Below are 25,161 nucleotides of genomic sequence, written 5' to 3' on the forward strand. Positions count from 1 at the left end.
TTGAGTATAATAAAAACTAGGAGTATAAATTATGCCTGCAGAGAAAGAAAAAGATAAAAAACAACGAGTGTTAAGCGGCCGTCAAAAAGTTGCTATATTTTTAGTATCTCTTGGAATGGAAACTTCAAGTGAAATATTTAAACATTTGAGAGAGGAAGAAATAGAGCAGATAACATTTGATATTGCCAGACTTGAAAATATAGAATCCGCTGACAAGGATGCTGTATTTAGAGAGTTCCAAGAGATGATGATAGCTCAGGACTTCATAACTCAAGGTGGTATAGATTATGCAAGAGACTTGCTTGAAAGATCTGTGGGCAGTCAGAAGGCTAGTGATATAATCAATAGATTAACTTCTTCATTACAGGTTAGACCTTTTGATTTTATACGTCGTACAGACCCTGCACACTTGCTTAACTTCATACAAGGTGAGCACCCTCAAACTATAGCACTTATTTTAGCTTATTTGGAAGCACAAAAAGCTGCTAGTATATTGGGAGCTTTGCCTACAGAGATTCAGCCTGATGTAGCTAAACGTATTGCTATAATGGACAGAACATCTCCAGAAGTTTTAAGAGAGGTTGAAAGGGTACTTGAAAGAAAACTTTCTACTCTTGCTAGTGAAGACTTTACTTCTGCCGGCGGTATCGATTCTATAGTAGAAATCATTAACAGTGTTGACAGATCTACTGAGAAAAGTATTATCGAGAGTTTGGAGGAAGACGATCCGGAACTTGCAGAAGAGATCAAGAAACGTATGTTTGTATTCGAAGATATCGTATTGCTTGATGACAGAGCTATACAGAAGGTACTTCGTGAGGTTGATTCAAGCGACTTGGCTAAAGCACTTAAGAGTGTTGATACAGATGCTCAGGATAAAGTTTACAGAAACATGTCCAAACGTGCTGCTGCATTGCTTAAAGAGGATATGGACTTTATGGGACCTGTTCGTCTTAAAGACGTTGAAGAGGCTCAGCAGAAAATCGTTAATATCATCCGTAAGCTTGAAGAGCAAGGTGATATCGTTGTTGCTCGTGCCGGTGAAGATGAAATGGTTGTGTGATTTTTTAGGATAATAATTATAAAAATAATTGGGAGTAAATTATGCCAGAAAAGGTTTTTAAATCCAGAAGTATTGTTGAACTTACTCAAAAAGTTAATATTGCAGTACCTCATCATAAATCTCAGGAAGAACTTGATTATGAGGAATCTCAAGAGGAATACAGAGGTCCTTCCATTGAAGAAATTGAAGCTGAAATTGCAGGACTTAGAGCTCAATGGGAAGAAGATTTAAGAGATATGAGAAGAAAGGCTGTTGATGAGGCAGACAGAATTATAGAAGATGCTAAAACACAGGCTTTTGAGATATTTAAATCTAAACAAAATGAAGCACATGTTATTTCTGAACAGGCTAAAGTTGATGCTTCAAGAATAATACAAGATGCTAATGCTGAAAAAGAAAGAATACAAAGCGAATCAGAATCTATAAAAGATGCTGCATATAAAGAAGGATATGCAAAAGGTTATGATGAAGGTTTTGAAAAATCTTTCTCTGACAGTAATAATGATTTAATAAAATTAACAGAAAAGATGAAAAAAATCTTAGCTGAAACTATTAATAAAAGAAATGAAATAATAGATGCAGCAGAGGCTCAAGTTATTGAGGTTGCCGTACTCATAGCTAAGCGTGTTGTAAAAATGCTAACTGAAAGAGATAAAGGTATTGTTATTAGAAATATTCAGGAGGCTTTAAGAAGAATTAAAGGCAGAACTAAAATCACTATTAGAGTTAATATTGATGATTTGGAAGTTTCTGCTAGACATAAAGATGAATTTTATCAAATGCTTGATAAGATTGAGGGCGTAACAGTATTGGAAGACCCTAATGTTGATGTTGGCGGTTGTATGATAGAAACAGACTTCGGCGATATAGATGCTAGAATAAATACTCAATTAAATGAAATAGAAACTGCTATTAAAGAAGTAGAACCTATTAAAGGTTTCTAATTATACTATAATTTATTTTAGGGCTTGATGATATTATGATAAAAGATGAAAATATAGATTTTGATAAAGAAGTAAAAAAGACATTTGAAAAGTATAGAAAAGTAGTTGATGATGTAGCTTTATTAAAATCTTATGGTAAAGTTAAAGAAGTTATAGGTTCATTGGTTATTAGTGAAGGGCCTTTCTGTAAACTTGGAGATATGTGCCGTATATATATGAATGATGACACCTATCTTGATGCAGAGGCTATAGGTTTTAGAAATCAAGATGTTCTTCTAGCTACTTTTGGACCAGTTAATGGAATAACTTTCGGTAATATGGTTTATTCTTTTGAAAGACCATTATCCGTTATGTGCTGTGATGAAATATTAGGAACAGTACTCGATGCAAGAGGAAAGCCGCTTGCAGGAGGAGGACATAATTTTTATGAAACTCCTATTCCAGTTTCTCATAATGCTGTAAACCCAATGAACAGGCCTAGAATAAAAAAACATATACAAACAGGTGTAAGAGCTATAGACGGACTTCTCACTGTTGGACAGGGACAGCGTATGGCTATAATGAGCGGTACGGGTGTTGGTAAGTCTACACTTTTATCTATGATAGCTAGAAATACTAATGCTGATGTCAATGTTATTGCATTGATTGGTGAAAGAAGAAGAGAAGTAAGAGATTTTATAGAAAGAGATTTAGGAGAGGAAGGATTAAAAAGAAGCGTATTGGTAGTTGCTACAAGTGACGATGCTCCTCTTTTGAGAGTGCGTGCTGCATACACTGCTACTACTATAGCTGAATACTTCAGAGATAAAGGCAAAAATGTTATGTTTATGGTTGACTCTGTAACACGTTTTGCTTTGGCACAAAGAGAGATAGGACTTTCAAGAGGTGAGCCTCCTACAACTAGAGGTTATACTCCTAGTGTATTCTCTGAACTTGCTAAACTTTTGGAAAGAACTGGTACTTCAAATAAAGGTTCTATAACAGCATTTTACAATGTATTGGTAGAAGGTGATGATTTAGATGAACCTATTACAGATGCTGTTAGAGGTATATTAGACGGACACATAGTTTTATCTAGAGATTTAGCTAACAGAGGACATTTCCCTGCTATTGATGTTAATAAAAGCATATCTAGGATTATGAATGAAGTAGTTTCTAATATGCATAAGAGAGCAGCAAGAGAATTTTTAAAAATGAGTGCTGACTACAATGAAGCTAAAGAACTTATAATGATAGGCGGTTATGCTAAAGGAAGTATGCCTGAGGTTGACAGAGCTATTGATTATAAGCCTATGATGGATAGATATTTACAGCAAGATGTATATGAAGTTTCAAGTTTTGCTGATAGTAAAGAGGCTCTTTTATCTATGTTCTATTCTCAGGAAGAGATAGAAGAAGATTTAGTAAACAGCGGTGACGTAAAAAAAGCAGCTGATAGAACAGATATTTCCGACAATGTAGAATATGCTAATGATGTTGTAATACTGTAGAAAAAAGATAATATAAATTGTTGGTAATATTATGAAGAAATTTGATTTTAAACTTGAGCCTTTATATAAACTTAGAAAGAATATAGAAAAGCAAAAACAAGCTGAAGTAGCTGAGGTTTCTGCCCTATATAATAAAGAAAGAGATGGAAAAGATGACTGCATTTCAAAAATCAATGATGGTATAAGAATCGTTGATAGTATGGAAGATAATAATGAAATGCTTACTATGAGTATTTATCTTGGAGAATATATAAGTGCTTTGAATTCCCAGATAGCTATTCATGAAGATAATATGGCTGAAATAAGTGTGGAACTTAGAAAAAGGCAGGAAGTTTTGCAGGAGGCTTCAAGGCAGAGAAGAGCTGTTGAACTTTTAAAAGAAAAGAAATTATTAGAATATAAAAAATTAATGAATAAAGAAGAACAAGCTAAGCTAGATGAATGGAAGAAGGAATATGTTTCTAGCGATGCTTATGAATATTGATAAAATTAAGAGGTATTATTATGATAGAGTCTGTACAAAGAATACATGCCAGAATAGGTGAGATTCAGGACACTTTTAATAAATTAGGTTTTGCTCCTATTAATACTCAGCTTCCTACTAAACCTTTTGCAGAGCATTTAAATGAGGCTATGGCTGAAAATAATACTGAAAACAAAATAAATAATATTGATGGTTCTATTGTTAATGATACAAATAAAAAATTAGATAATGGAAAAGTAATTAGCGGAGATACTTCTTCTGATGCTTTTAAAGGAAATATATCTTTCGGCGTTTATGATGGTAATACAAATAATTTTGCTAAGGCTATAAATGCTTATAAAAAAGCTTCAGTAGAAAGTTTCCCTACTAAATATGATGATATAATTAAAGAGGCTGCTGAAAAATATTCTTTGCCTGAAAATTTGATAAAAGCAGTTATAAAGCAGGAATCAAACTATGTACCTACTGCTGTTAGTCATAAAGGTGCTGTTGGTTTGATGCAGATAATGCCGCAAACAGGTGTTGGATTAGGTGTTACTGATACAGAAATGCTTAAAGACCCATATACTAATATAATGGCTGGAAGCAGATATTTATCACAGATGTTAAACAGATATGATGGAAGACTTGATTTATCTTTATCTGCTTATAATGCCGGTCCTGCTTTGGTAGATAGATTACAGAGAATCCCTAATATAGAGGAAACTCAAAACTATGTTAAAAACATTATAGGATATATAAAGTAAGTTAACATATTACTTGACTTTTTTATTCTGTAATTTTATAATATTTTACAAATTTGCCCGCTTAGCTCAGCAGGTAGAGCATCACCATGGTAAGGTGAGGGTCGTCGGTTCAATCCCGATAGCGGGCTTTTGTTCACTATTATAAAGCAAAAATATCACAAACTATAAAAGAGGATTTATGAGAATAAAACTTCTAGCTGGTATAGTATTATTTTTAATGTCTATATCGCTTTCATACACTTTCGACAAAACTCCATATTATGTAAACACAGAAACTTATGACTCATACAGAGAGTTATTGAGAGGGGTGCATTATTATAATCAGGAAAGATATGATGCATCCATAGCTAGTTTTAGGAACTCTCTTAATACAAATCCTACTGATAAGTTCATAAGATATTGGTATAGTAAGTCTTTATACAAAGCCGGATATATGTCTTTGGCTATTAATGAATGGCTTAATATTACAAGAATGGGTTATGAAGATCCTATAATACTTTCTAAAATTAACAAATATGATTCTGCAAATGTTAATGAAGAAAAAGAGGATACTTTGAGTAATTTCATTTATTTAAAAGCATTCTCTACTAATCTTAATTTTAGAAAAAATATAAATCAGCCTATACAGATAAAAGTAATGACTGATGGAAGTTTGTATGTTTTAGATTATAGTGATTCTTCTTTGAAAAAATTTGATATTAATGGAAGATTAATAGGAAAAATAGCTCATGGAAAAAGATTAGAAAAACAGCAGACTAGTTGGTGGAGAAATCTGCTTCAGTTTGTAGCTAAAGTTTATCCTTATGAAAAATTAGAAAATCCTAGAGGTTTTGATATAGATTCAAATGGGTACATATATATAGCAAATACAAAAAAAGATAAAATATTAAAATATGATTCTAATCATAACTATATTACAAATATTGGTGTAACTGGAGTAAGTAACGGTCAGCTTCTTGGACCTTCTTCTGTTGCTGTTGATAAAGAAGGTAATATATATGTTTCTGATACAGGAAATAATAGAATAGTTGTATTTGATGTAGAAGGAAATTTCTTATATAGTTTTGGAAAGCTTGGAGAAAATAATGGAGAGTTCTTTTCTCCTGCTGGTATAGCTGTTAATGATCAATATATTTATGTTGCTGATATGGGTAATAAAAGAATACAGCAATTTGATTTGAGTGGAAACTATATACAAACTATTAAACACAATTTATTTAATGAACCTAGAGGTTTATCTTTTGCCAGAGATGGAAACCTTTATATAGCTGATGGAAGTAAAGTATTTTATTATGATATAGTTGAATCTGATTTCACTATATTTAATAATTCTGAGAGATATACCGTGACTCCTACATCTGTTGCTGAAAGCCCTAATGGTAATATATATTTGACAGATTTTATGTCAGGAAGAATAGATGTATATACTAGAAAAGAAGAGTATTACGCTAATTTGGATGTATTTGTAGACAGAGAATATTTAAATAGATTCCCTGTTGTTGTAGCTTCTGTTACAGTAAGGGATAGAGCTATGAATCCAGTAATTGGATTAACTCCTGAGAATTTCTTTGTTACAGAGAATTCAAGTGTTTCTCATAAAGTTGCTTTTTATGATGCTCCTGAATTACATGAATATAGATTTGTATATTTAATAGAAGATAGTCTTGCAGCTAAAGCTTATGAAAGTAATATAAGGGAAGAAATTAGTAACTTTACTATGAGCTTAACTAATAATGATGAAGTTTTAGTTATACATTATAATGATCAGGTTTATAAGGCTGATAATTATGATGCGAGAAATTTAAGAATACTTGAAAATGCTAATAACTTCCATTTTACAGGCGGAATATCTGCTTTGGATGATGCTTATTATGAAGCTATAAGACTTTCAGGAAATAGCTTTAAGAAAACTGCTATAATACATTTTTCTGTAACTAGTCCTGATGATAGGGTATTTGATATGATGAACTTTAATGATGTGGCAAGTTTTGCCAAGAACAATGCCGTATCACTAAACCAAGTTTATATAGGTACAAATAAGTCTAATTATTTCTTGGATTTAATGACTAAAAATACTTATGGTTATATTATAAATGCTGATTATTCTATAAATTATCCTGATGAGCTTAATAAAATTAAGAATATAGATTTTGGAAGATATTTCATATACTATAACAGCTTTAAAAATTTAGCTCAGTCAGGACAGTTTAGGGCTTTGAATGTTAAAGTGCAGTTTAGAGATATGTACGGTGAAGAAGAAGTTGGTTATGTAGTGCCATAATAAAATTTATAATAAACAAAAAGGCTTTTCATAGTGTTATGAGAAGCCTTTTTATTTATACTAAAAAACTTGTTCACTAAAAACATCTGTCAAGTGAACTTGCCAGATGCTCACAAGTTTTTTATTTCTTTATACATATTCATAAAAAATTATTCGCTGAAAATATATAGCAAATAAATTTGCTATATGCTCATAATTTTTTTATTTCTTCTATACTCAAGCCTGTTAATTCACTTATGAGATTTATGTCCATATCTCTGGCTTTCATGTTTTTTGCCATAGATATGGCTTTATTTTTTTCGCCTTGTTCTATGCCTTGTTCTATACCTTGTTCTATGCCTTGTTTGATTCCTTCTTCTATTCCTAATCTTCTTTCTTCTTCAAGCATTATTTGATTGCCGTATAAATATGCTTCTCTTCTATCATACTCATTCATCATTAATCTATCTTTAATAAAATTATTATATCTTTTCTGTACTTCTTCCATTATAGGTTTTTCTTTTACTAAATCTGACATAATAACCTCCTTATCATCTTTTTCTTTCATTGTGAAAAATTTAAGCCAGCAATTTAAATCAGGCTCTAATGAATTATATTTAAACTTTTTTAATTCTAATATATGTATTTGTAAATGGTCTGTTAATAATCTTTTATTAATACTATCATAAATCATATAGCAGGAATGTATAGAGTCATTGTCATCTAAATTGAAATTAAGTAAATTTATGCTAATTACAGGAGTTAAAGCATCATATTTTTCTCCTTGTTTTAAAAGTTTACTGTAATTTGATGCCCAATAATATAATATACGTTCTGGGAATCTTGAATTACCTTGCAATTGTATTTCTATTATAACAACTGTTCCATTTTGAGTTATGCATTTAACATCAACAATAGTTTCTTTATCTTCATAATTTTCTTTATAGTTAAAAGGTGTAAGTATTTCTACTGCTCTGAAAGTTTTCATATTAGAATCAAGCATTATTGAATTAATGAAGTCAAGAAGTATAGCATTACTATCTGATGATGAGAATAAATATCTCACAAAATAGTCATTCAAAACATTAATATTCCTCATAGCTCTATTATACTAAATTAATTATAAATGTAAAGTTGTCATTTTTTAATATAAATAAAAAAGCTTCCTTATTAGTTTAAGAAAGCCTTTTGTTATTGATTAAATATGTTAATAAATATTATCTTCTCTTTTTAGATTTTTTTCTTTCTTTTCTATTTATTCTGTCTTTTGAACTTCTTTTTTTATCCTTGCTTGCTTTGCTTGATTTATGAGATTTTCTTGAATATATTTCTTTTTTGTTTTTCTTTTTCTTCAAAAAATCTCTGCTGTCTATTATATCTCTATCATCGAAACTATTATCAAATTCGCTTGCTGGTATAAAGTCAATGAACAATTCTTTTACGTCAACTTTATAAACTACTATTCTTATTCTGTCACCCAATGTGTACCATTTAGCATCTTCTTCGCTGTAGGCTGCCTGTTCATGTTCATCATATCTGTAATGTGATTTTAAAACAGCATATCTTATTAAGCCCTCAATTCCTCTGTCTTCTATTTCAACGAATATTCCGAAATTTGTAACGCCGCTTACTATTCCGTTATATTCATTTCCTATCTTATCTTTCATAAATCTTGCAGCTTTTACTTTGTCTAAAGATCTTTCACATTCAACTGCTATTCTTTCAGTCTTTGAGCACCATTGAGCTGAATTAGTATAAAACTGCTGCATAGTAGGTTTTAAATTATTTACTCCTTCTAATGCCTGCTTTAAAAGTCTATGAGTTAGTAAATCAGTATATCTTCTTATTGGCGAAGTAAAATGAGTATAATATTCAAAACCTAATCCGAAATGTCCTATATTATTAACATCGTATATAGCCTGCTTCATAGAACGTAAGAGTAGGGTAAGAAGTAATTTTTCATCCGGCTTTCCCATTATAGATTCTATAAATGAATGAAAATCTAAATTACCGTCTGCATCTCTTGTAACTCTGTATCCTCTGTTAAATGCTATTCTTGTGAATGTGGCTAGCTTTTCCTGATCCGGACTGTCATGCACTCTGTATATAGCTCCTTTTATATTTTTTAATCTCTTAGCTACTTCACAGTTAGCAATAAGCATTAATTCTTCTATTATTTTATGAGTTTCTTTTCTCTCGCCGATGAAAAAGTCTTTAGGATTTCCGCCTTTATCTAATATTATCTGAGTTTCATTAAGATTAAACTCTATACTTCCATTGTCTATTCTTTTTTGAAGAAGTATTTTTTTTACATCATCAGCATTTTTTAGTAATTCTACAAGCCAATCTTCATCTTGTTCTATACCGTCTAAAACATCTTGAGCATAATCATAGGTTAATCTTCTGCTTGATTTTATAACGCTTTTATGAAAAGTACTTTCTTTTATATTTCCTTTATTGTCTATTGTTACAAATACAGTCATTGTGAATCTGCTTACGCCTTCATTTAAAGAACATATCCCATTTGAAAGCTCATGCGGAAACATTGGATAAACTGTATCAATTAAATAAACGCTGTTTCCTCTCTTTCTTGCCTCTCTATCTAAAGCACTTCCCATTACTACAAAATGACTGACATCAGCAATATGAATACCTAATTTATAACCGTCATTTAATTTTTCTATACTTATAGCATCATCAAAATCTTTTGAATCTGCTCCGTCTATTGTTACGGTTCTTATATCTCTTAAATCTATTCTGTCAAATTCTAATTCTACATTTTCCATGCTGTCTGGTAATAGTTTAGCCTCTTCCAAACATTTTTTTGGAAATTCAGTCGGAACATTATAGGCTTTTGCTATTATCTCAGCGTCTTTCTTAGCATTATTAATATCTATTTTTATTTCTGGTTTTGGTATGCTTGTTTTTTTATTGCCGGAATCAGTTTTTTTATTTTTTGATTTTGATTTTCTATCTTTTAATATATCTCTTTCTTTATTTGTTATTTGTTTTAATTCTCTTTCTAAATATATTTTCCCTTCATTAGTGAGTTTTAAAGTATTAGATTTCTTCATTACCAGTCCCATAGAAACTGACTTCTGAAGCATTTTATCAAAACGTAGTTTATCTTTTTTAGTTTCTACGTATTTATTCTTGTATTCTGATATGTCTAATTCTTTTTTTTTATTTATTCTTTTCAGCAATTTTATAACTTTCATTTTTGATTATCCATAACAATTAATTAATATTCTACATAAATAATATTATTTTATTATAGCAATATTATTTATAATGTCAAATAGTAATATTTTTTTACATATTTTTTAATATGCGGTTTTAATATTTGGAAGCATTTATTTTTTATGCCCCCTAAAAATAGGGGGCATACAATTTAATTAAATGAAGGTTATAAAATATAGTATCATATTAAAGATACAAAGAGCTTTATTTTGTTAGGTATACGTTTTCTTTTGTTAGTGTATTCTAACATATCCTGTATTTATGTCAATACAAAAATAAGATTTTATTTAAAATTAAAATTTTTATCAATAAAAATTATATATTTTTAGTTTTTATTATCTGTAAATAATTTCAATAAATAAAGTTTAAAATATTGAATTTTTTATAAAAATATTAAAGTTAATTTCCTTCCGGCCGATAATATATTTAGTTGATTGGACTACCCCCCAATAACTATATTTGTAATAAGCCGCTTTGTTCATCCCACAAAAGCGGTTTATTTTTTTTAATAATTCTTTTAAATTTCAATAAAATCCTAATCAATCAATAAACACTTATAACATATATGAATAACAATAAAATTGATAAAAAAATAGTTTCATTATATATTTTTTGTATCATTCAAATTATATAAGGATAAATTATGGGAAGTATAGAAAGTCATATAAAAAAAGTTACTAACAATAAAGATATTTCAGATGAGCTTAGACGTAGTATTGAAGATTATGTGTATTTAAAAACTGATGAAGTACCTGAAAGAGTTCATTCTATAATGAATAGAAATGATTTTGATGCTTTTATTAATGATTTAAGTAAATGCCGACAAGATGAAAGAGAATCATATAAAAGACTGCTTATTCTTTATATACATAATAATTATGAGTATAGAGAAACTAATACTTATAATATTATAAGATTTTATTATTTAGATGAGTCTGTAAAAAATGCATTTCTTTACTATATTTTTGAAAACAAAGAAAATATTATAGGAATTCATTTTTTTATAGATTTTTTAAAATGTTATAATTTAATTTTTAAGGATTTGGTAAAAATAGATAATAAAATAAAAAATTCTTTTAATAGATTTATAGAAGAAATAAAAAATAAAACTGATGATGAAATAATCGATGAATATAAAGATTATCAAATATATTGTCCATTATATATTTTATCTCAATTAATAATACATACAAAAGATAAAAATTTGGCTAATAAATTATTATCTATTATTTCAAAAATAGAAGACAGAGAAAATATAATAATTAGAAATATTTTATGTTCTTTATTTTTAATAATTGATGTATCAGAGGAAATAAAAAAGAAGTTTGTAGAAATTTTATTAAATAATAAAGGTTCGTCAGCTTTATTTATGAAGGATATTAATGTCTTTTATAAGAGTGAATATTTTATAAGATATATAATAGATGTTGATTACACTTCTTCTGATAATAAATATAATAATGTAACTTTAACATATCCTTTTGTTAATGAACTTCCTGAAATCTTACAGAAAATATTTTATTTATTTAAATCTAATTCTCAAAGTATAAAATTGGAATTAATAGAATCATTATACAATGAAGATAAAGATAATTTCTATAACATGTATAAATTATATCAGGAATCTGTGTTGCTTGATTATAACAATTCTAATCCTCAATTAAAATATAATAACATGCATTTTGTAGATAATTGTATTGATATTTATTTGCTTATATCCGCATTTTTATTTAATAAAAAAGAAACTGAAACTATAGACAATAATATAGTTGACAGGGCAGTAGATTTTTTATTTAATTTTTTAGATCCGCTTCCTGAATGTTATGATGATTATAATGATTATAAATATTTGATACATAATATATTTGAATATCATACCTATATGCTTGCTTTATTGTATGATTATAATGATAAGGCTAAAAATTTTATAAACTCAACTCTTTATTCTTATATTACAATAAATAGTTTTATTTTGGCTAGAAATTATTTATATGATGAAACAGTTTTTAATATCGTAAAAGAAATATTTACTTTAAATGATAAAGTTAACATAATAGATATTTATTTAACTTATTATATTTATACAAGTGCTATATATTCTGCAGATAATAAGAAAAAAACATTGTTGAATATATATAATATCACAGAAATAGGCAATGATTATTTAGAAGATATTTATAAGTTTATAGATGATGATAAGTTAATAAAAAATATTTCTAAGGATATTAATTTTACCATACATTTTTTGAATACTTTATATACTAAAGAAAGTAAAATAGAAAATTATAAATTAGTATTAAAACTTCTTGAAACATCGAAATCAAAAGAGATAAAAAAGACATGCATTAAAATATTAGAAAAATCAGAAAGCAAAGTAAAAGATGATGTACTTCAAAAACTTGATAAAGCTAAAGGAGAATTTGAAACTTCATTAAAAAGCATAATAAGAATTTGGGATATGAGCAGATTCAATGAAAATTTTGAATTTGAAAATATAGAAGAAATAATCTCTCATGTAGATAAATATTATAATGAAGGATATGAAGAAAAAATCAATAAATATAGCTTTATAGAAAAAGAAATATCAAATGTATTATTTAAAGATAAAAAAACATTAGTGCCATTAAAAGTAATGAAGTATATTTTTACTGAATATATAGCATTAAAAGAAATAAATAAATTAATAGATATAGAAAAAATAATTAATCATTTTGATATGGAATATTTTAGAAATGCTTTATCAAATATTTATAATGAATTTGTTAATTTGAAATATCCTATAGAATTAAAAAACATATATATTCTTTACTGTTTATATATGGATAATGAAACAGTATTAAAATTAAAAAATGAAGTTGATTATTTAACTAATAATGCCAGAGGAGCATTGGCTGCACATATAGTACAATGTATGGCATTGAATGGAAATAAATTGGTTCTTGTTATGCTTGATTCTATTTCTTTAAAGTATAAAAATAATCAAGTAAAAAATGCTGCTAAAACCGCATTAGAAAATGTTTCTTCTATACTTGGAATCAGCAGAGATGAACTTATTGATAAAATAATACCTAATTTTGATTTTGACAGTAAAGGACAAAAGATTTTATCTTATGGCGGAGAGGCTAAAAGAACTTTTACTATAAGCATAAATAATGATTTTAGTTTATCTATTAAAGACAATCAAAATGATAAAATAATAAAATCTTTGCCAGCTCTAAATAGTAAAGATGATAAAGATACTGCATCAAAAGCAAAAAAAGAATTAACAGAATTGAAAAAATCTATAAAAAATACTGTAGAAAATCAAATTATAAGATTGAAAAAAGTATTATTAAATGGAAGGAAATGGAGCTATAAAGGATTTAAAGAAGTATTTGTGGATAATCCTTTGATGAATATATTTGCTCAAAAACTTATATGGGGTATTTACGATGATAATAATAAATTAATAGAGTCATTCAGATACACAGAAGACGGTTCTTTTAATACAGTATATGATGAAGAATATATATTTAAAGATGAATTAAAAAATAAAAAGAATATAACATTAATTCACCCTATAGAACTTGATAATGAAATTTTATTAAAATGGAAAAATCAATTAGCAGATTATGATATTGCCCAGCCTATAGAACAGCTTAATATGATTTATGAACTTCCGGAAGAAAAAGATATAAATAAAAATCTTGAAATAGTATATCATGATAAAAAAGTTAATCCTTATGCATTAATGAAATTTGCAGCTTCTCTTGATATGAAAAGGGGAGAGGTTTTAGATGCTGGAACTTTTTTTGAATATTCTTTGAAAGATGAAATAGCAAAAATAATGTTTGTTATTCATTTTAATTATTTGATGGTTGGTTATGTACAAGATGAAGATGTTAATATTGAAAGAGCAGTGTTTTATAAATTAGATGAAGATAATAATTTTGATTTTAATTGTCCAAGCAATCCTTTGGAATTGAATAAAAGATTTGTATCTTCAATATGCGGTTTAGTAAAAGAGTTATAATAATTTTTAAAGGATAAAGTATGATTGATGATTTTTACAAATTAGCAAATGAAGCATTCGATGCAGGAAATTATGAAAAGTCAATAGAATATTATGATAAACTAATATTTTATAATGGAGATAGTGCAGAAGTTTATAATTGCAGAGGACTTGCAAAAAACAATTTAGGCAAATATAAAGAGGCGTTAAAAGATTTTAATACTGCTTTAAAATTGGATAATAATAATGCAGATATATATTATAATAAGGGTTTAACTGAATATGATATGGGTCATTATGAGAAAGCCATTAAAGATTACACTAAAAGTATAAAACTTGATAATACCATTGGCTATGTTTATAATAATAGAGGCTTATGTTATGGAGCATTAGGAGAATTTGAAAAGGCTATTGAAGATTTTACTTGTGCTATAAAATTAAATAAAAATGATGCAGAACTTTACTATAATAGAGGACTTTCAAAATCTAATTTAGAAGATTATAAAAATGCATTAGATGATTACGATAAAGCTATTGAAATAAATCCTAAATACAGCAATGCTTATAATAGCAGAGGAAATGCAAAAAATGAACTAAATTATAATGAAGAAGATATTATAGCAAATTATGATAAGGCTATAGAAATTAATAATAATATAGATGCTTATTATAATAAGGCATTATATTATAATACTAATGAAAATTATGAGAAGGCTTTAAATCTTTATAATAAAGTATTAGAGATAGATGAGTATTATATAGAGGCTTATGGAAATAGGGCTATTGTTTTATATAACTTAAATAAAAACGAGGAAGCTATTAAAGATTGCGATAAAGCTATTGAGTTAGATAGTGAGTATTGGCTTTTATATTTTAATAGGGCAAGTATCAAGCTTAATTTTGCTGAAACTAATGAAAATCCTAAAAAATTATATGATGAAGCATTAGAAGATATCAAAAAATCTTATGAATTAGCTTCTGTTAATGAAAATTATTTAATTAAGTTTAAAGAATTATTATTGGTGTTGGCAAATGAAGGTTTTGAAATAGTTATTGATTTTTGTAAGGAGCTTAAACTATTATGAATATAGAATTACTTCCAAAATGGGATAATTATCATATAAATAATGATGAGAATTCTGAATTTAAATCGGATAAAATAGAACGTCCTCCATTAACTGGAAAAAATAGATATGTTCCTAATGGACTTTATGATGAGAAATGGGGTAATGTTTATGATGCTTACGGTAAAGCAGATTTAACTCCTTATTATATAGAAGCTTTAACTAGCGATGATGATAATGATGTTAATTTCGGAGTTTATGGACTTTATGCAGCAACTACTCATCAAGGAAGTGTTTATAAATCTTCAAAAATGGCTGTTCCTTATTTGGCAGATTTACTTAAGTTAAATAATAATGCTTCAGAATTGGCATGTATATTTCTTGCAAGAATAGCATTGGGAGAAAAGCATTTTATTAATACGCCATTCTTTTATAAAACTAAATATTATGGTACTGTTAAAAAATATAAAAATGAAATACTTGATTTTTATAATAAAAGCAATTCACTTGAGGCTATGAGATTATTATGTTTTATTCCAAACTCTTTAGATGAAATATTGAATTTTTCTTACGATGAATGTTTAAAATTAGAAAATGGAAATAAAAATAATGCTTATATTCGTCAGGCTTCAACTTTATTAGTACAAGGTTTTATAGCAGCACAGCATAATTATAAAATTTATAATAAAGACTATTATAAAGAATATCCAAATATTAGTGATATCAATGACATAAAAAAATTAAAAGTTAATAAACATATTGAAGAAGTTTATAATATTATGAATAGCAGTGACTCTCTTTTGGTAAGAGGCTCGGCAGCAATTTGTCTAGCTTATACGGGAATATTTAATAAAGATATTTCTAATTTGCTTTTGTATATAATAGAAAATAATTGTGCAGGTGTTGATTGGGTATGGGATGATAATTTTTCTAATATAGCAAAATATGCTTGGGCTTATTCAGCTGATATTGAAACATTATTAAGTACTGAAGGCATTAAAACAAAAAGTAATGTTACAGGTAATATTAATAGTGATGAAAAAAGTTATGATGATATATTAATAGAAGCCGTTACAAGAGTTTTTCTAAATAAAAAGAAAAAAGAAGAATTAATAAATCCAGAGTTGAATGATATACAAAAAAGAGTATTAAGAAAAATTGTTGATAATGCTCCTAATTTATTTGGAAGTTATGAACTAGAAACCATTAATATGCCTTTAAATACCGAATCTGCAAAAAGACTTATAGATGATAATTATATAAAAAATAAAATTCTATGCAAAATAATTGATTCAAAACCTTTATGGTATATTATAGAAGAATTATTGATTAAAAAAGATGAAGAAACTATTACGGATATTGTTATTAATAATAATATAGATTCAATGAAATTATTATTTGAAATATATGCTCCTATAAAAAATATTATTAATAGGGAAGTAATAATAAATACTTTGAATATATACAGCAGTTTTGATGATAAAAAGATATTAAATGAAAATAACAGTATCCTTTTATCTTCAATAGCTAATTGCCTAGCCAAAAGTATAGAAAACTATAAAGATGAAATATTTAATTATTTAGATGAAACATTAATAAAAGTAAATGATTTCAAAGATGATTATGATTATAAAGAAAAATTAGTTGGAGAATATGTAGGAGTATTTTTATTAACATTAGGACGTTCAAAACTATTAGATAAAAAATATTATAAATTGGTTCGTCCTTATCATAGATATATTCAATATTCAGTTTTTCCAAGTAAATTATTTTTTGAGCTTTTAAGTTATACATCTTTAGAACATCAGGAATTAATAAAAAAGCAGTTTAATATAAAAAATATTTAGAAATTCACTATTAAAAAAAATTATTTTTAATATATAATACTGATTCAAATTTTTAATTATTATTTTATGGAGTCTTGTTTCATTATGAAAAAGTTTATACCTATTCTTCCTATATTATCCGGTATATTTTGGGGAGGCGGCGGAATATTTATAAGAAGACTTATGGAATTGAATATTAATAGTTTTACTGTTGTTTCTTCAAGAGTTATTGTAGCAAGCATAATATTTTTTATATGCGTATTTTTATATGATAGATCTTTAATAAAAATAAAATTAAAAGATTTATGGATATTTGTTTCAGCTGGCATACTTGGAATATTGGGACTTAATATTTGTTATAATGAGGCAGTAAAGCAATTATCATTATCTTTATCTGCTGTACTTTTGAGTTTATCTCCTATATTTGTTTTGATATTTGCTAATATATTTTTTAAAGAGAAAATCACTGTAAAAAAGTTATTTGTATGATACTAGCATTGCTCGGCTGTTTCTTTGCAAGCGGAGTACTTGAAACTAATGAAACTATGCGTTGGACATATTTCGGTATATTTATAGGTTTTTTAGGAGCATTTTTCTACGGACTTTACAGTATATTTTCTAAACTTGCTATAATAAAAAATTATAATACATTAACTGTTACTTTATATGCATTAATAAGTATAGCTATAATATCATTGCCTTTTACCGATTGGAAAGCACTTTCAAATGTTGTGGTAGAAAATGGTTCTGGTATGTTGGTTTTTATGCTTTTTCATTCACTTTGTACATAGGTATTTCCTTATGCATTTTTTACTATAGCTTTAGGACATATGGATGCTGGAAAGGCTTCTATATTGGCTTCAGGTGAACCTATAGCTGCAATGTTTTTTGGAATATTCTTTTATCATGAAATACCTACCGTGCTTTCTGTTATAGGTGTATTATTAACATTGACTGCTTTAACTTTGCTTAGTTTGCCCGAAAAAAATAAATAGTTTATATACAAATAATACATTGCATTATATAATATATATTAATAATTTTTTGATTTTTATAAAAGGAATTATTTTTTATGAATACTAATATATTAAACAGAGTTATTAGCTCTATGAAAGAAAAAGATATTTATCAATTTGTTATAACAGACAGAATGTCTATATATTATCTTACAAATATTAATATACATTCAGGAGAAAGATTTTTAGGACTTTATATCAATCAGGACAATGAAGTTCATCTTATTAATAATCAGCTTTTCCCATTAAATAATAAAGATATAGATATTTTATATTATTCAGATACAGAAAGTGCAGTGAAAAAATTATCTCAATTTGTACATAAAGATAAAAATATTGGTATAGATAAGGTTATGACTTCCAATTTCTTACTTGAGATGATGGAATTAGATATAGCAAAAAAATATATAAATGCTTCTTCATGTATAGATTATGTAAGAATGCAAAAGGACGAAGAAGAAATAAAAAAGATGATTAAAGCTTCAGAAATCAATGATAAAAGTATGAAAGATATTATTGATTTTGTAAAAGTAGGTATGAAGGAGCTTGATGCTTTAGAGGAATTAAAACTTATATATAAAAGAAATGGAGCAGACGGAGGATTTTCATTTACTCCTATAATAGCTTTTGCAGAGAATGCTGCTAATCCTCATTATTCTACAGGCAATACTGTAATAGGTGATAATGGCTGTTTAGTTATAGATATGGGCTGTATGCATGATGGGTATTGTTCAGATATGACTAGAACTATATTTTTCGGAGAGCCTAATGATGAGGCTAAAAAAATATATAATATAGTAAAAACTGCTAATGAAAGAGCCATTGATAAAGTAAAAGAAGGATTAAAATTTTCAGATATAGATAATGAAGCACGTTCTTATATAACAGAAAATGGATACGGTGAATATTTTACTCATAGAACAGGACATTGTATAGGTATGGATGTTCATGAATATGGAGATGTTAGTTCTGTTCATCATGCATTATTAAAAGAGGGTATGATATTTTCAATAGAGCCAGGTATTTATTGTGCTGATAAAAATACAGGTGTGAGAATAGAAGATTTGATACTTGTAACTAAAGACGGACATAAAAATTTAAATAGTTTTACAAAAGAAATGATAATAAAATAAATAATTAAAATTTGTAAATCTTAATTATTTTTAAGTAAAAAATTAGCTGATAATTTAGTATATAAGTTATCAGCTATTATTTTTTATTATTGTTAACAACTTATTAGCAATAAATTTACAGAATGCCAGTTATTTTTTATGTTTTGTTTTCTAATATTTAGAATTTAATTTGTTGCTTAAAGTTTGTAAATAGTATGGTATAAATATGAATAAGCCCATTATGGATACATAATCCATAAAGAAAAATATTACAGGTTCTTCATAATTAAAGAAAGCAAACTCCACAAGCAAAAACATTTTATTATACAAGCCTCTTTTAATAAATGAAATAACTCCGTATAAGGCTATTAATGAAGCTATTACTATGGATATCTGCTTTTTTATATTAATGAATTTTTTACTCATATTTATAAACATACCCCAATGCATTCCTAAATGTGCGGACATAAATATAAATCCCCAAGAGTTTGAAATCATATGTAAGCGTCTTGTGAACATTCCGCTGTTATGAATATTAAGAAAACCTAATACCCTTTGAGAAAATAGTATACCGCTTATCATTAAACCTGCCATACATATAAAAAGCATAGTATTAATAAATGTGTTTAATGCTCTGTTAAAATTGTATTTTCCTTTAGGTAAGTTTTTATACCAATTAAAATTTAGTATATGATGAAGTATGAAAAATATAAAAAGTGAGAAACCTAAATATTCATGTATAGCGTCTCCTGTAAAATGATATGCCATTAAAATGAAAAAAAGCAAAGTCATTATTATATCCACTATTATTTTAATTATTTTTTTCATAAATAAGTTCCTCCTCTTTTATATAATATAATTGATTGTTTTTAGGATATACCTAAACAACTATATTTTGTCAAAAGTAAAGTTATATTTTTGTTTTGATATCTGGGGCTTTGCCCCAGACCCCACTTCTTTTGTTGCCACAAAGAAGCAAAAAGGCTACATTTGGGCTTTAATTTAATAAATTATCTTACATGTAAGATAATTTTAGTATGATTTATACTAATTTTATACTTGCACTTTCGAGAAGCGTATCCGAGTTTATGAGGATATAAGGTTCTTTGACGAAGTCCGCAGAGCGTATGCGGCGGGAAAAGAACAACAAAAAACTGATAAACTTAAAAATTTTTATTAATTTATTTTTCAAAAAACATACTATTTAATTTTAATAATTTAATTTTCTCACCCAATCCACAACTTTACTTTTTGAATTTTTTACTTCTGGTCTGTATACTCCAATAGGGTCTAATACTTTGCAGTTAGATGGTAGTAATTTTTTTAAATCTCTTATCGTTCTTGAAAGTCCTCCTGTTCCGTGAGTACAAAATGGTATTATAGTTTTTCCTGATAAATCATAGCTTTCAACAAATGTAAATACTGCCATAGGACATGTATACCACCAGTTAGGAAAGCCTAAAAATATAACATCATAATCATCTATATTATTAACTTTGTCAGTTAGTGCAGGTCTTTCGTTATTGTCCCTTTCCTTTCTAGCCTGATTCAAACATTCATCATAATCGCTTGAATATTTATTTTGAGTTTTTATACTGAATAAATCTCCTCCTGTTTCTTCCTGTATCCAAGTAGCTATTAATTCAGCATTGCCCGGAGAAAGTACACTTGCAGAAGTTTCAGCATCTACATCAATAGAGGCAGGATTTTCTACTACTGTGTTATCTGACCAAGTGAAATATGCTATTAATATTTTTGAGTCGTTTTGAGTATAATTTATATTTATAGTTTGTTTTTCATTATTATTAATTTCTGAATTTTCAATATTAGAAACTATGTAATCTGTTTTTATTGTTTTTTCAGAATTATTTTTATTACTGCATGATGATAATATAATTATTGATAAAAGTATAAAGATTAAATTCTTCATAAAATCTCCTTTATTTAAATATTATTAAAATTATTAATTAATTTGTACTGTCATCGATTAATTAATAACTAATAATCAATGACAGTAAATAAAAATCTTATAGTATATTAATATTTTGAAGCCATGTTTTTATATTATTTTCTGAACTATTAACGCTTCCTCCAGATATACTTAAACTTTCTAGTATAGTTGAATTAGGACATAATGAAGTTATATCAGTAACACTTCTTCCCATTCTGCTTCCTCCATGAGTGCATAAAGGAGCAATTTTTTTACCGCTGAAATCATGAGTTAATAATAATTGTTTTACTGACTGCGGAATAGTTCCCCACCAATTAGGGTAACATAATATTATAGTATCATAGTTAGATAAATTATTTATATTAGCACTTAACTTTGGTAAAAAATCATCATTTTGTTCTTTTCTTGCCTGATTTACAGTATCATTATAAGAACTCGGATAGCTTTCAACAGTTTTTACTTCAAATATATCTGCCTGAGTAAGATTTTTTATCATATTAGCAGCTGTTCTAGTATTTCCGCCCCAAGAGAAATATACTATTAATGTTTTTGAACTTTGAGCGTTTAAGCCTCCGATTAATAATGTACTTGAAATAAGCAATGACATTAATATTCTTTTAATTATTTTTTTCATTTTTGTTCCTCCTTAATCTACTATTAAATAAAATTTTATTTTGAAAATATACACCTATCTGCATTTTTTATTTTCATTATATTTTTATTATGATAGAGTATAATTAATGTAATTTTATAATCTTAATTATTTTAGATTGTTAATTATTGTTATAGCATTCAATGTTCTTGGATAACCTATGTAAGGTATGCATTGAGTTACAGCTTCTATTAACATATCTTTACTGTTTCCTATAGATATATTAGCACTTGCATGAGAAGCTGCCTGAGGCTCAGCTCCCCCTAAAGATACTATCATTATGAAAGTTAATAACTCTCTCTCTTTCATATTAAGTCCCTTTCTTGTATAAAAATCTCCAAAACAATTAGCTGATAAGAAATTTTGAATATGTTTTTGATTTGCTGGAGCATTATTATGAGCGTCTAATATTCTTGTGCCAAATGTATTAGTTTGTATTTCAAGTCCTTTATCGAATCTAGTTTCTTCTGTAACTGTTGATTGAGATTCTATAGGAAGTGAAATATTTTTTTCTTTAAATACTTCATTTGCTTTTTCTAATGCAGCAAATACTCTAGGAAATCCTACATAAGGCGAACATTGATACAATGCTTCTTTTATCTCTATAGGACTAACTCCAATATTTAAAGCTGTTTCTACATGAGGTTTTATCATGTCAGTACCTTGTGAGGCAGTTAAAGAAACTAATGTTACAAGTTCTCTTAATTTAGGATCCAATGTTCCATGATTATAAACTTCTCCATATAAGAAATTATTAAATATACTTTCTAGATCTGGATCATTAGGTTTAGTTAAGCTTGCATCTCTTTTGAGTAATTCATTATATTTGTTTTTTGCTTTTTCTGTCATAGTTAAACTTTCTCCTTTATTTTGTGAATTTGCTATGCATGAAAATACTATCACTAGGATAGATAAAGATAAAATAATTTTTAAAGTTTTTTTCATTTAATAATCTCCTTGATTTTTATTAATTTTTAATATTTCAATTTTAATAATTGCTTTATAAAGTCAGCGTCATCATTAAGAAATATTATGTTTTTATTATTATCCAAAGTTTTTATAATATTCATGTCATTATCATCTAATGTAAAATCAAATATTTTAGAGTTTTCTATTATTCTTTCTTTGTTTACACTCTTTGGAATAATAGGTATATTTCTTTGAGTAAGCCATCTTAAAATAACTTGAGCTGCAGTTTTATTATATTTTTTGCCTATAGTTTTTAATATTTCATTATTGAAAATATTATTTTTTCCTTCTGCTAAAGGTCCCCAAGATTCTAATGTTATATTATATTCTTTCATCAAATCTTGATCTTCCCATCTTTGAAAAAACGGATGAGTTTCTATCTGATTAATTGCAGGCATTATTTTACTATGTGCAGCAAAATCAATTAATCTATCTTTATAGAAATTGCAGCAGCCTATAGATTTTATATATCCTGCTTCATATAATTCTTCCATTGCCTTCCAAGCAGCATAATAATTACCAAAAGGCATATGAATTAAATATAAATCTAAATAGTCCAATCCTAATTTTTCCATAGATATTTGAAATGCTTTCTTTGCCTTATCATAATCAGCATCCTGTATCCATAATTTGGTAGTGATAAACATTTCTTTTCTGTTGATTCCGCTTTCTTTTATGGCATCTCCAACAGCTTTTTCGTTAAGATATATTGATGCTGTGTCTATATGTCTGTATCCTGCTTCAATAGCATAAAGACATGCTTTTTTGCATTCCTCATAATCTTCTACTCTGTATACTCCAAATCCTAGAATAGGCATTTCAACATTATTATTTAATTTTATAGTATTCATAGTATCTCCGAATTTTAAATAAAATATTAATTTGCTTTTTCAATACGTATATCAAAATCTCCTTTCATATTTGAAAGCTTTGATATATCTGATGCATTTTCAAATTTTCCTAAATAAATTAAATTATTTGAATATCTGAAATTCTTATAAAATATAGCAATATTGCCCCAAGGAGCATAATAAGTAATATCTCCGGCTTTAGGATTTATTCCATCTGGTTCATTTTGAGTGTTTAGTTTTTTACTTAAATAAAATATTTTTTCTGTGCTGTTATAATCTTCTGCTTTAATATTTAAAGGAAGTAATGATAAAAAATCATTTCCAGCTTTTGAATTTGTAATTACCGCATAGATTTCATTGCTTCCAAAAGTTAATTTTATTCTTGTAGTTTGTGCGAAAGCGTTCATAGTAAATAATCCTATAAATAGTATAAAAGTTATAATAATTTTTTTCATAAACTTAAAATCCTTTATTATTGATTTGTATAGCTGTAATATTCTTCATCAGTAACATGCTCCATCCAAGTAACATTATTACCGTTAGAATCTCCTGTTATAGCAATATGCTTCATAGGTGAAGTAGGAGAAGCCCCATGCCAATGCTTTATATTAGAAGGACAATATAGAGTGTCACCAGCTCTGAACTCTTGTATAGGCTTTCCTTCTTCCTGAGTAAGTCCTATACCTTCAATAACTATTAAATGCTGTCCGCAGGGATGAGTATGCCAAGCACTTCTTGCACCAGCTTGAAATGTAACATAAGCTACAGAAAATTTGGAAGTTTCATTTGGGGAAGTTATAGTCTCAACTTCAACATCGCCTGTAAAATAGTCAGATGAACCTTTTGATTTTTGTCCCTCTCCATTCTTAATTAAAACTGTGTTTGTAGGTGCTGCATTATATTTATAAGCAGTATTGTTGGTATTATTTGAATTGCATGATATTACTGCAATCAAAACAAATAAGATTAATAAAATATTTTTCATTTTTTCTCCTTTTTTGTATGTACTAACAAATTGTTTTATGATTGTATCATTGAAGTTAACTCCAGTGTCAATATGAAAAGATATTTTTCATTTAATTAAAGAAATCTTTTTCTTCTAATTTTTTATTTAACATTTCTAATTTCATTTTCATTTCATTAATATGTCTTTGCATAATATCTCTTTCATTGATTAGTATTGATCTTCTTTCGTTTAAAGTGTTTTTTCCTTTTTTGTATAATTTTATATATTTGATTATTGAATCTAATGATATACCTAGATCACGCATTGATTTTGAGAATTTTATGCATTGCAAATTATAATCATTGTAAATTCTAATACCGCTTTTGTTTCTGCTTATTTCAGGTATTATTCCTATTTTTTCATAATATCTTAAAGTATCTTTTGATAAACCTGTTAATTCGCTTACTTCTGATATAGTCATAATATTCTCCTTTTCTTTATCTTATGCGGTAATTTTAAGTTATTATTAAAATATATCAAATACTTATATCTTATA

23 protein-coding genes and 1 tRNA gene are annotated in these 25,161 nt (G+C 27.1%); 14 read left to right on the forward strand and 10 right to left on the reverse strand.

Going from position 1 to position 25,161, the window contains the following annotated elements; translation table 11 throughout:
* Window positions 1–31: 31 nt before the first annotated feature.
* From fliG to Q0K19_RS01160, 7 genes are all read left to right on the forward strand, one after another.
* Window positions 32–1,063, forward strand: a complete 1,032-nt coding sequence (gene fliG, locus Q0K19_RS01130; protein WP_008724563.1) for a flagellar motor switch protein FliG — start codon at window positions 32–34, stop codon at window positions 1,061–1,063.
* Between the two features lie 41 nt (window positions 1,064–1,104).
* Window positions 1,105–2,007: a flagellar assembly protein FliH gene (gene fliH / locus Q0K19_RS01135; protein WP_012670212.1), complete on the forward strand. Its 903-nt coding sequence runs from the start codon at window positions 1,105–1,107 to the stop codon at window positions 2,005–2,007.
* A 35-nt stretch (window positions 2,008–2,042) separates the two neighbouring features.
* Window positions 2,043–3,497, forward strand: a complete 1,455-nt coding sequence (locus Q0K19_RS01140; protein ID WP_014487559.1) for a FliI/YscN family ATPase — start codon at window positions 2,043–2,045, stop codon at window positions 3,495–3,497.
* 31 nt (window positions 3,498–3,528) lie between these two features.
* Window positions 3,529–3,981 (forward strand): flagellar FliJ family protein, encoded by a 453-nt coding sequence (locus tag Q0K19_RS01145; protein WP_014487560.1) that lies wholly within the window; start codon window positions 3,529–3,531, stop codon window positions 3,979–3,981.
* A 20-nt stretch (window positions 3,982–4,001) separates the two neighbouring features.
* Window positions 4,002–4,727 carry a lytic transglycosylase domain-containing protein gene (locus Q0K19_RS01150; protein WP_297244809.1) on the forward strand — a complete coding sequence of 242 codons (726 nt, stop codon included), beginning with the start codon at window positions 4,002–4,004 and terminating at the stop codon, window positions 4,725–4,727.
* Between the two features lie 55 nt (window positions 4,728–4,782).
* A tRNA-Thr gene (locus Q0K19_RS01155) sits at window positions 4,783–4,855 on the forward strand.
* A 50-nt stretch (window positions 4,856–4,905) separates the two neighbouring features.
* The gene (locus Q0K19_RS01160) at window positions 4,906–7,008 is read left to right on the forward strand and encodes a 6-bladed beta-propeller (RefSeq protein ID WP_297244810.1); all 2,103 of its coding nucleotides are present in this window, start codon (window positions 4,906–4,908) and stop codon (window positions 7,006–7,008) included.
* A 190-nt stretch (window positions 7,009–7,198) separates the two neighbouring features.
* Here the strand turns inward: Q0K19_RS01160 and Q0K19_RS01165 are convergent, their stop codons facing one another.
* Window positions 7,199–8,086 (reverse strand): Rpn family recombination-promoting nuclease/putative transposase, encoded by an 888-nt coding sequence (locus Q0K19_RS01165; RefSeq protein WP_297244811.1) that lies wholly within the window; start codon window positions 8,084–8,086, stop codon window positions 7,199–7,201.
* Between the two features lie 118 nt (window positions 8,087–8,204).
* Entirely contained in the window at window positions 8,205–10,205 is a 2,001-nt protein-coding gene (locus Q0K19_RS01170) for a ribonuclease R family protein (RefSeq protein WP_297244812.1), read from the reverse strand.
* A gap of 665 nt (window positions 10,206–10,870) precedes the next feature.
* On the opposite strand from Q0K19_RS01170, the gene Q0K19_RS01175 reads away from it, so the two are divergent.
* The 7 genes from Q0K19_RS01175 (at window position 10,871) to Q0K19_RS01205 (ending at window position 19,257) form a co-directional block, all read left to right on the forward strand.
* Window positions 10,871–14,239, forward strand: coding sequence for a DUF4132 domain-containing protein (locus Q0K19_RS01175; RefSeq protein WP_297244813.1), 3,369 nt, complete (start codon window positions 10,871–10,873; stop codon window positions 14,237–14,239).
* A 20-nt stretch (window positions 14,240–14,259) separates the two neighbouring features.
* Entirely contained in the window at window positions 14,260–15,303 is a 1,044-nt protein-coding gene (locus Q0K19_RS01180; RefSeq protein ID WP_297244814.1) for a tetratricopeptide repeat protein, read from the forward strand.
* Window positions 15,300–17,129: a hypothetical protein gene (locus tag Q0K19_RS01185; protein ID WP_297244815.1), complete on the forward strand. Its 1,830-nt coding sequence runs from the start codon at window positions 15,300–15,302 to the stop codon at window positions 17,127–17,129. Before Q0K19_RS01180 ends, Q0K19_RS01185 begins: the two co-directional genes overlap by 4 nt.
* A gap of 84 nt (window positions 17,130–17,213) precedes the next feature.
* The gene (locus Q0K19_RS01190; RefSeq protein ID WP_297244816.1) at window positions 17,214–17,597 is read left to right on the forward strand and encodes an EamA family transporter; all 384 of its coding nucleotides are present in this window, start codon (window positions 17,214–17,216) and stop codon (window positions 17,595–17,597) included.
* Complete coding sequence (locus tag Q0K19_RS01195) at window positions 17,594–17,899, forward strand: hypothetical protein (protein WP_297244817.1); 306 nt, start codon at window positions 17,594–17,596, stop codon at window positions 17,897–17,899. Before Q0K19_RS01190 ends, Q0K19_RS01195 begins: the two co-directional genes overlap by 4 nt.
* A gap of 39 nt (window positions 17,900–17,938) precedes the next feature.
* Window positions 17,939–18,103 (forward strand): EamA family transporter, encoded by a 165-nt coding sequence (locus Q0K19_RS01200; RefSeq protein ID WP_297244818.1) that lies wholly within the window; start codon window positions 17,939–17,941, stop codon window positions 18,101–18,103.
* Window positions 18,104–18,180: 77 nt separating this feature from the next.
* On the forward strand, window positions 18,181–19,257 hold the full coding sequence (locus Q0K19_RS01205; RefSeq protein ID WP_297244819.1) for a Xaa-Pro peptidase family protein: 1,077 nt from the start codon (window positions 18,181–18,183) through the stop codon (window positions 19,255–19,257).
* A gap of 150 nt (window positions 19,258–19,407) precedes the next feature.
* Here Q0K19_RS01205 and Q0K19_RS01210 read toward each other — a convergent pair whose 3' ends face one another.
* From Q0K19_RS01210 to Q0K19_RS01245, 8 genes are all read right to left on the reverse strand, one after another.
* Window positions 19,408–20,064 (reverse strand): DUF4405 domain-containing protein, encoded by a 657-nt coding sequence (locus Q0K19_RS01210; RefSeq protein ID WP_297244820.1) that lies wholly within the window; start codon window positions 20,062–20,064, stop codon window positions 19,408–19,410.
* 382 nt (window positions 20,065–20,446) lie between these two features.
* Entirely contained in the window at window positions 20,447–21,166 is a 720-nt protein-coding gene (locus tag Q0K19_RS01215) for a flavodoxin (protein ID WP_297244821.1), read from the reverse strand.
* Between the two features lie 97 nt (window positions 21,167–21,263).
* Window positions 21,264–21,821, reverse strand: a complete 558-nt coding sequence (locus Q0K19_RS01220) for a flavodoxin (RefSeq protein ID WP_297244822.1) — start codon at window positions 21,819–21,821, stop codon at window positions 21,264–21,266.
* Window positions 21,822–21,947: 126 nt separating this feature from the next.
* Window positions 21,948–22,784 (reverse strand): carboxymuconolactone decarboxylase family protein, encoded by an 837-nt coding sequence (locus Q0K19_RS01225; RefSeq protein ID WP_297244823.1) that lies wholly within the window; start codon window positions 22,782–22,784, stop codon window positions 21,948–21,950.
* Window positions 22,785–22,813: 29 nt separating this feature from the next.
* Entirely contained in the window at window positions 22,814–23,659 is an 846-nt protein-coding gene (locus Q0K19_RS01230; RefSeq protein ID WP_297244824.1) for an aldo/keto reductase, read from the reverse strand.
* Between the two features lie 26 nt (window positions 23,660–23,685).
* A complete protein-coding gene (locus Q0K19_RS01235; RefSeq protein WP_047114126.1) occupies window positions 23,686–24,114 on the reverse strand; it encodes a cyclophilin-like fold protein in 429 nt (142 codons plus the stop codon).
* A gap of 17 nt (window positions 24,115–24,131) precedes the next feature.
* Window positions 24,132–24,644 (reverse strand): cupin domain-containing protein, encoded by a 513-nt coding sequence (locus Q0K19_RS01240; protein ID WP_297244825.1) that lies wholly within the window; start codon window positions 24,642–24,644, stop codon window positions 24,132–24,134.
* A gap of 91 nt (window positions 24,645–24,735) precedes the next feature.
* Window positions 24,736–25,086: a MerR family transcriptional regulator gene (locus Q0K19_RS01245; protein ID WP_297244826.1), complete on the reverse strand. Its 351-nt coding sequence runs from the start codon at window positions 25,084–25,086 to the stop codon at window positions 24,736–24,738.
* Window positions 25,087–25,161: the final 75 nt, after the last annotated feature.

This window comes from uncultured Brachyspira sp., from assembly GCF_944393015.1.
Taxonomy (GTDB): Bacteria; Spirochaetota; Brachyspiria; order Brachyspirales; family Brachyspiraceae; genus Brachyspira.

Excerpts from the sequence above, each read along its gene's own strand:
- Q0K19_RS01175 (WP_297244813.1), top strand. The coding sequence starts at position 10,871 with ATGGGAAGTATAGAAAGTCATATAAAAAAAGTTACTAACAATAAAGAT.
- Q0K19_RS01165 (WP_297244811.1), bottom strand. The coding sequence starts at position 8,086 with ATGAGGAATATTAATGTTTTGAATGACTATTTTGTGAGATATTTATTC.
- Q0K19_RS01205 (WP_297244819.1), top strand. The coding sequence starts at position 18,181 with ATGAATACTAATATATTAAACAGAGTTATTAGCTCTATGAAAGAAAAA.
- Q0K19_RS01185 (WP_297244815.1), top strand. The coding sequence starts at position 15,300 with ATGAATATAGAATTACTTCCAAAATGGGATAATTATCATATAAATAAT.
- Q0K19_RS01230 (WP_297244824.1), bottom strand. The coding sequence starts at position 23,659 with ATGAATACTATAAAATTAAATAATAATGTTGAAATGCCTATTCTAGGA.
- Q0K19_RS01150 (WP_297244809.1), top strand. The coding sequence starts at position 4,002 with ATGATAGAGTCTGTACAAAGAATACATGCCAGAATAGGTGAGATTCAG.
- Q0K19_RS01225 (WP_297244823.1), bottom strand. The coding sequence starts at position 22,784 with ATGAAAAAAACTTTAAAAATTATTTTATCTTTATCTATCCTAGTGATA.
- Q0K19_RS01245 (WP_297244826.1), bottom strand. The coding sequence starts at position 25,086 with ATGACTATATCAGAAGTAAGCGAATTAACAGGTTTATCAAAAGATACT.
- Q0K19_RS01145 (WP_014487560.1), top strand. The coding sequence starts at position 3,529 with ATGAAGAAATTTGATTTTAAACTTGAGCCTTTATATAAACTTAGAAAG.
- Q0K19_RS01195 (WP_297244817.1), top strand. The coding sequence starts at position 17,594 with ATGATACTAGCATTGCTCGGCTGTTTCTTTGCAAGCGGAGTACTTGAA.
- fliH (WP_012670212.1), top strand. The coding sequence starts at position 1,105 with ATGCCAGAAAAGGTTTTTAAATCCAGAAGTATTGTTGAACTTACTCAA.
- fliG (WP_008724563.1), top strand. The coding sequence starts at position 32 with ATGCCTGCAGAGAAAGAAAAAGATAAAAAACAACGAGTGTTAAGCGGC.
- Q0K19_RS01220 (WP_297244822.1), bottom strand. The coding sequence starts at position 21,821 with ATGAAAAAAATAATTAAAAGAATATTAATGTCATTGCTTATTTCAAGT.
- Q0K19_RS01170 (WP_297244812.1), bottom strand. The coding sequence starts at position 10,205 with ATGAAAGTTATAAAATTGCTGAAAAGAATAAATAAAAAAAAAGAATTA.
- Q0K19_RS01210 (WP_297244820.1), bottom strand. The coding sequence starts at position 20,064 with ATGAAAAAAATAATTAAAATAATAGTGGATATAATAATGACTTTGCTT.
- Q0K19_RS01160 (WP_297244810.1), top strand. The coding sequence starts at position 4,906 with ATGAGAATAAAACTTCTAGCTGGTATAGTATTATTTTTAATGTCTATA.
- Q0K19_RS01180 (WP_297244814.1), top strand. The coding sequence starts at position 14,260 with ATGATTGATGATTTTTACAAATTAGCAAATGAAGCATTCGATGCAGGA.
- Q0K19_RS01215 (WP_297244821.1), bottom strand. The coding sequence starts at position 21,166 with ATGAAGAATTTAATCTTTATACTTTTATCAATAATTATATTATCATCA.
- Q0K19_RS01140 (WP_014487559.1), top strand. The coding sequence starts at position 2,043 with ATGATAAAAGATGAAAATATAGATTTTGATAAAGAAGTAAAAAAGACA.
- Q0K19_RS01240 (WP_297244825.1), bottom strand. The coding sequence starts at position 24,644 with ATGAAAAATATTTTATTAATCTTATTTGTTTTGATTGCAGTAATATCA.
- Q0K19_RS01235 (WP_047114126.1), bottom strand. The coding sequence starts at position 24,114 with ATGAAAAAAATTATTATAACTTTTATACTATTTATAGGATTATTTACT.
- Q0K19_RS01200 (WP_297244818.1), top strand. The coding sequence starts at position 17,939 with ATGGATGCTGGAAAGGCTTCTATATTGGCTTCAGGTGAACCTATAGCT.
- Q0K19_RS01190 (WP_297244816.1), top strand. The coding sequence starts at position 17,214 with ATGAAAAAGTTTATACCTATTCTTCCTATATTATCCGGTATATTTTGG.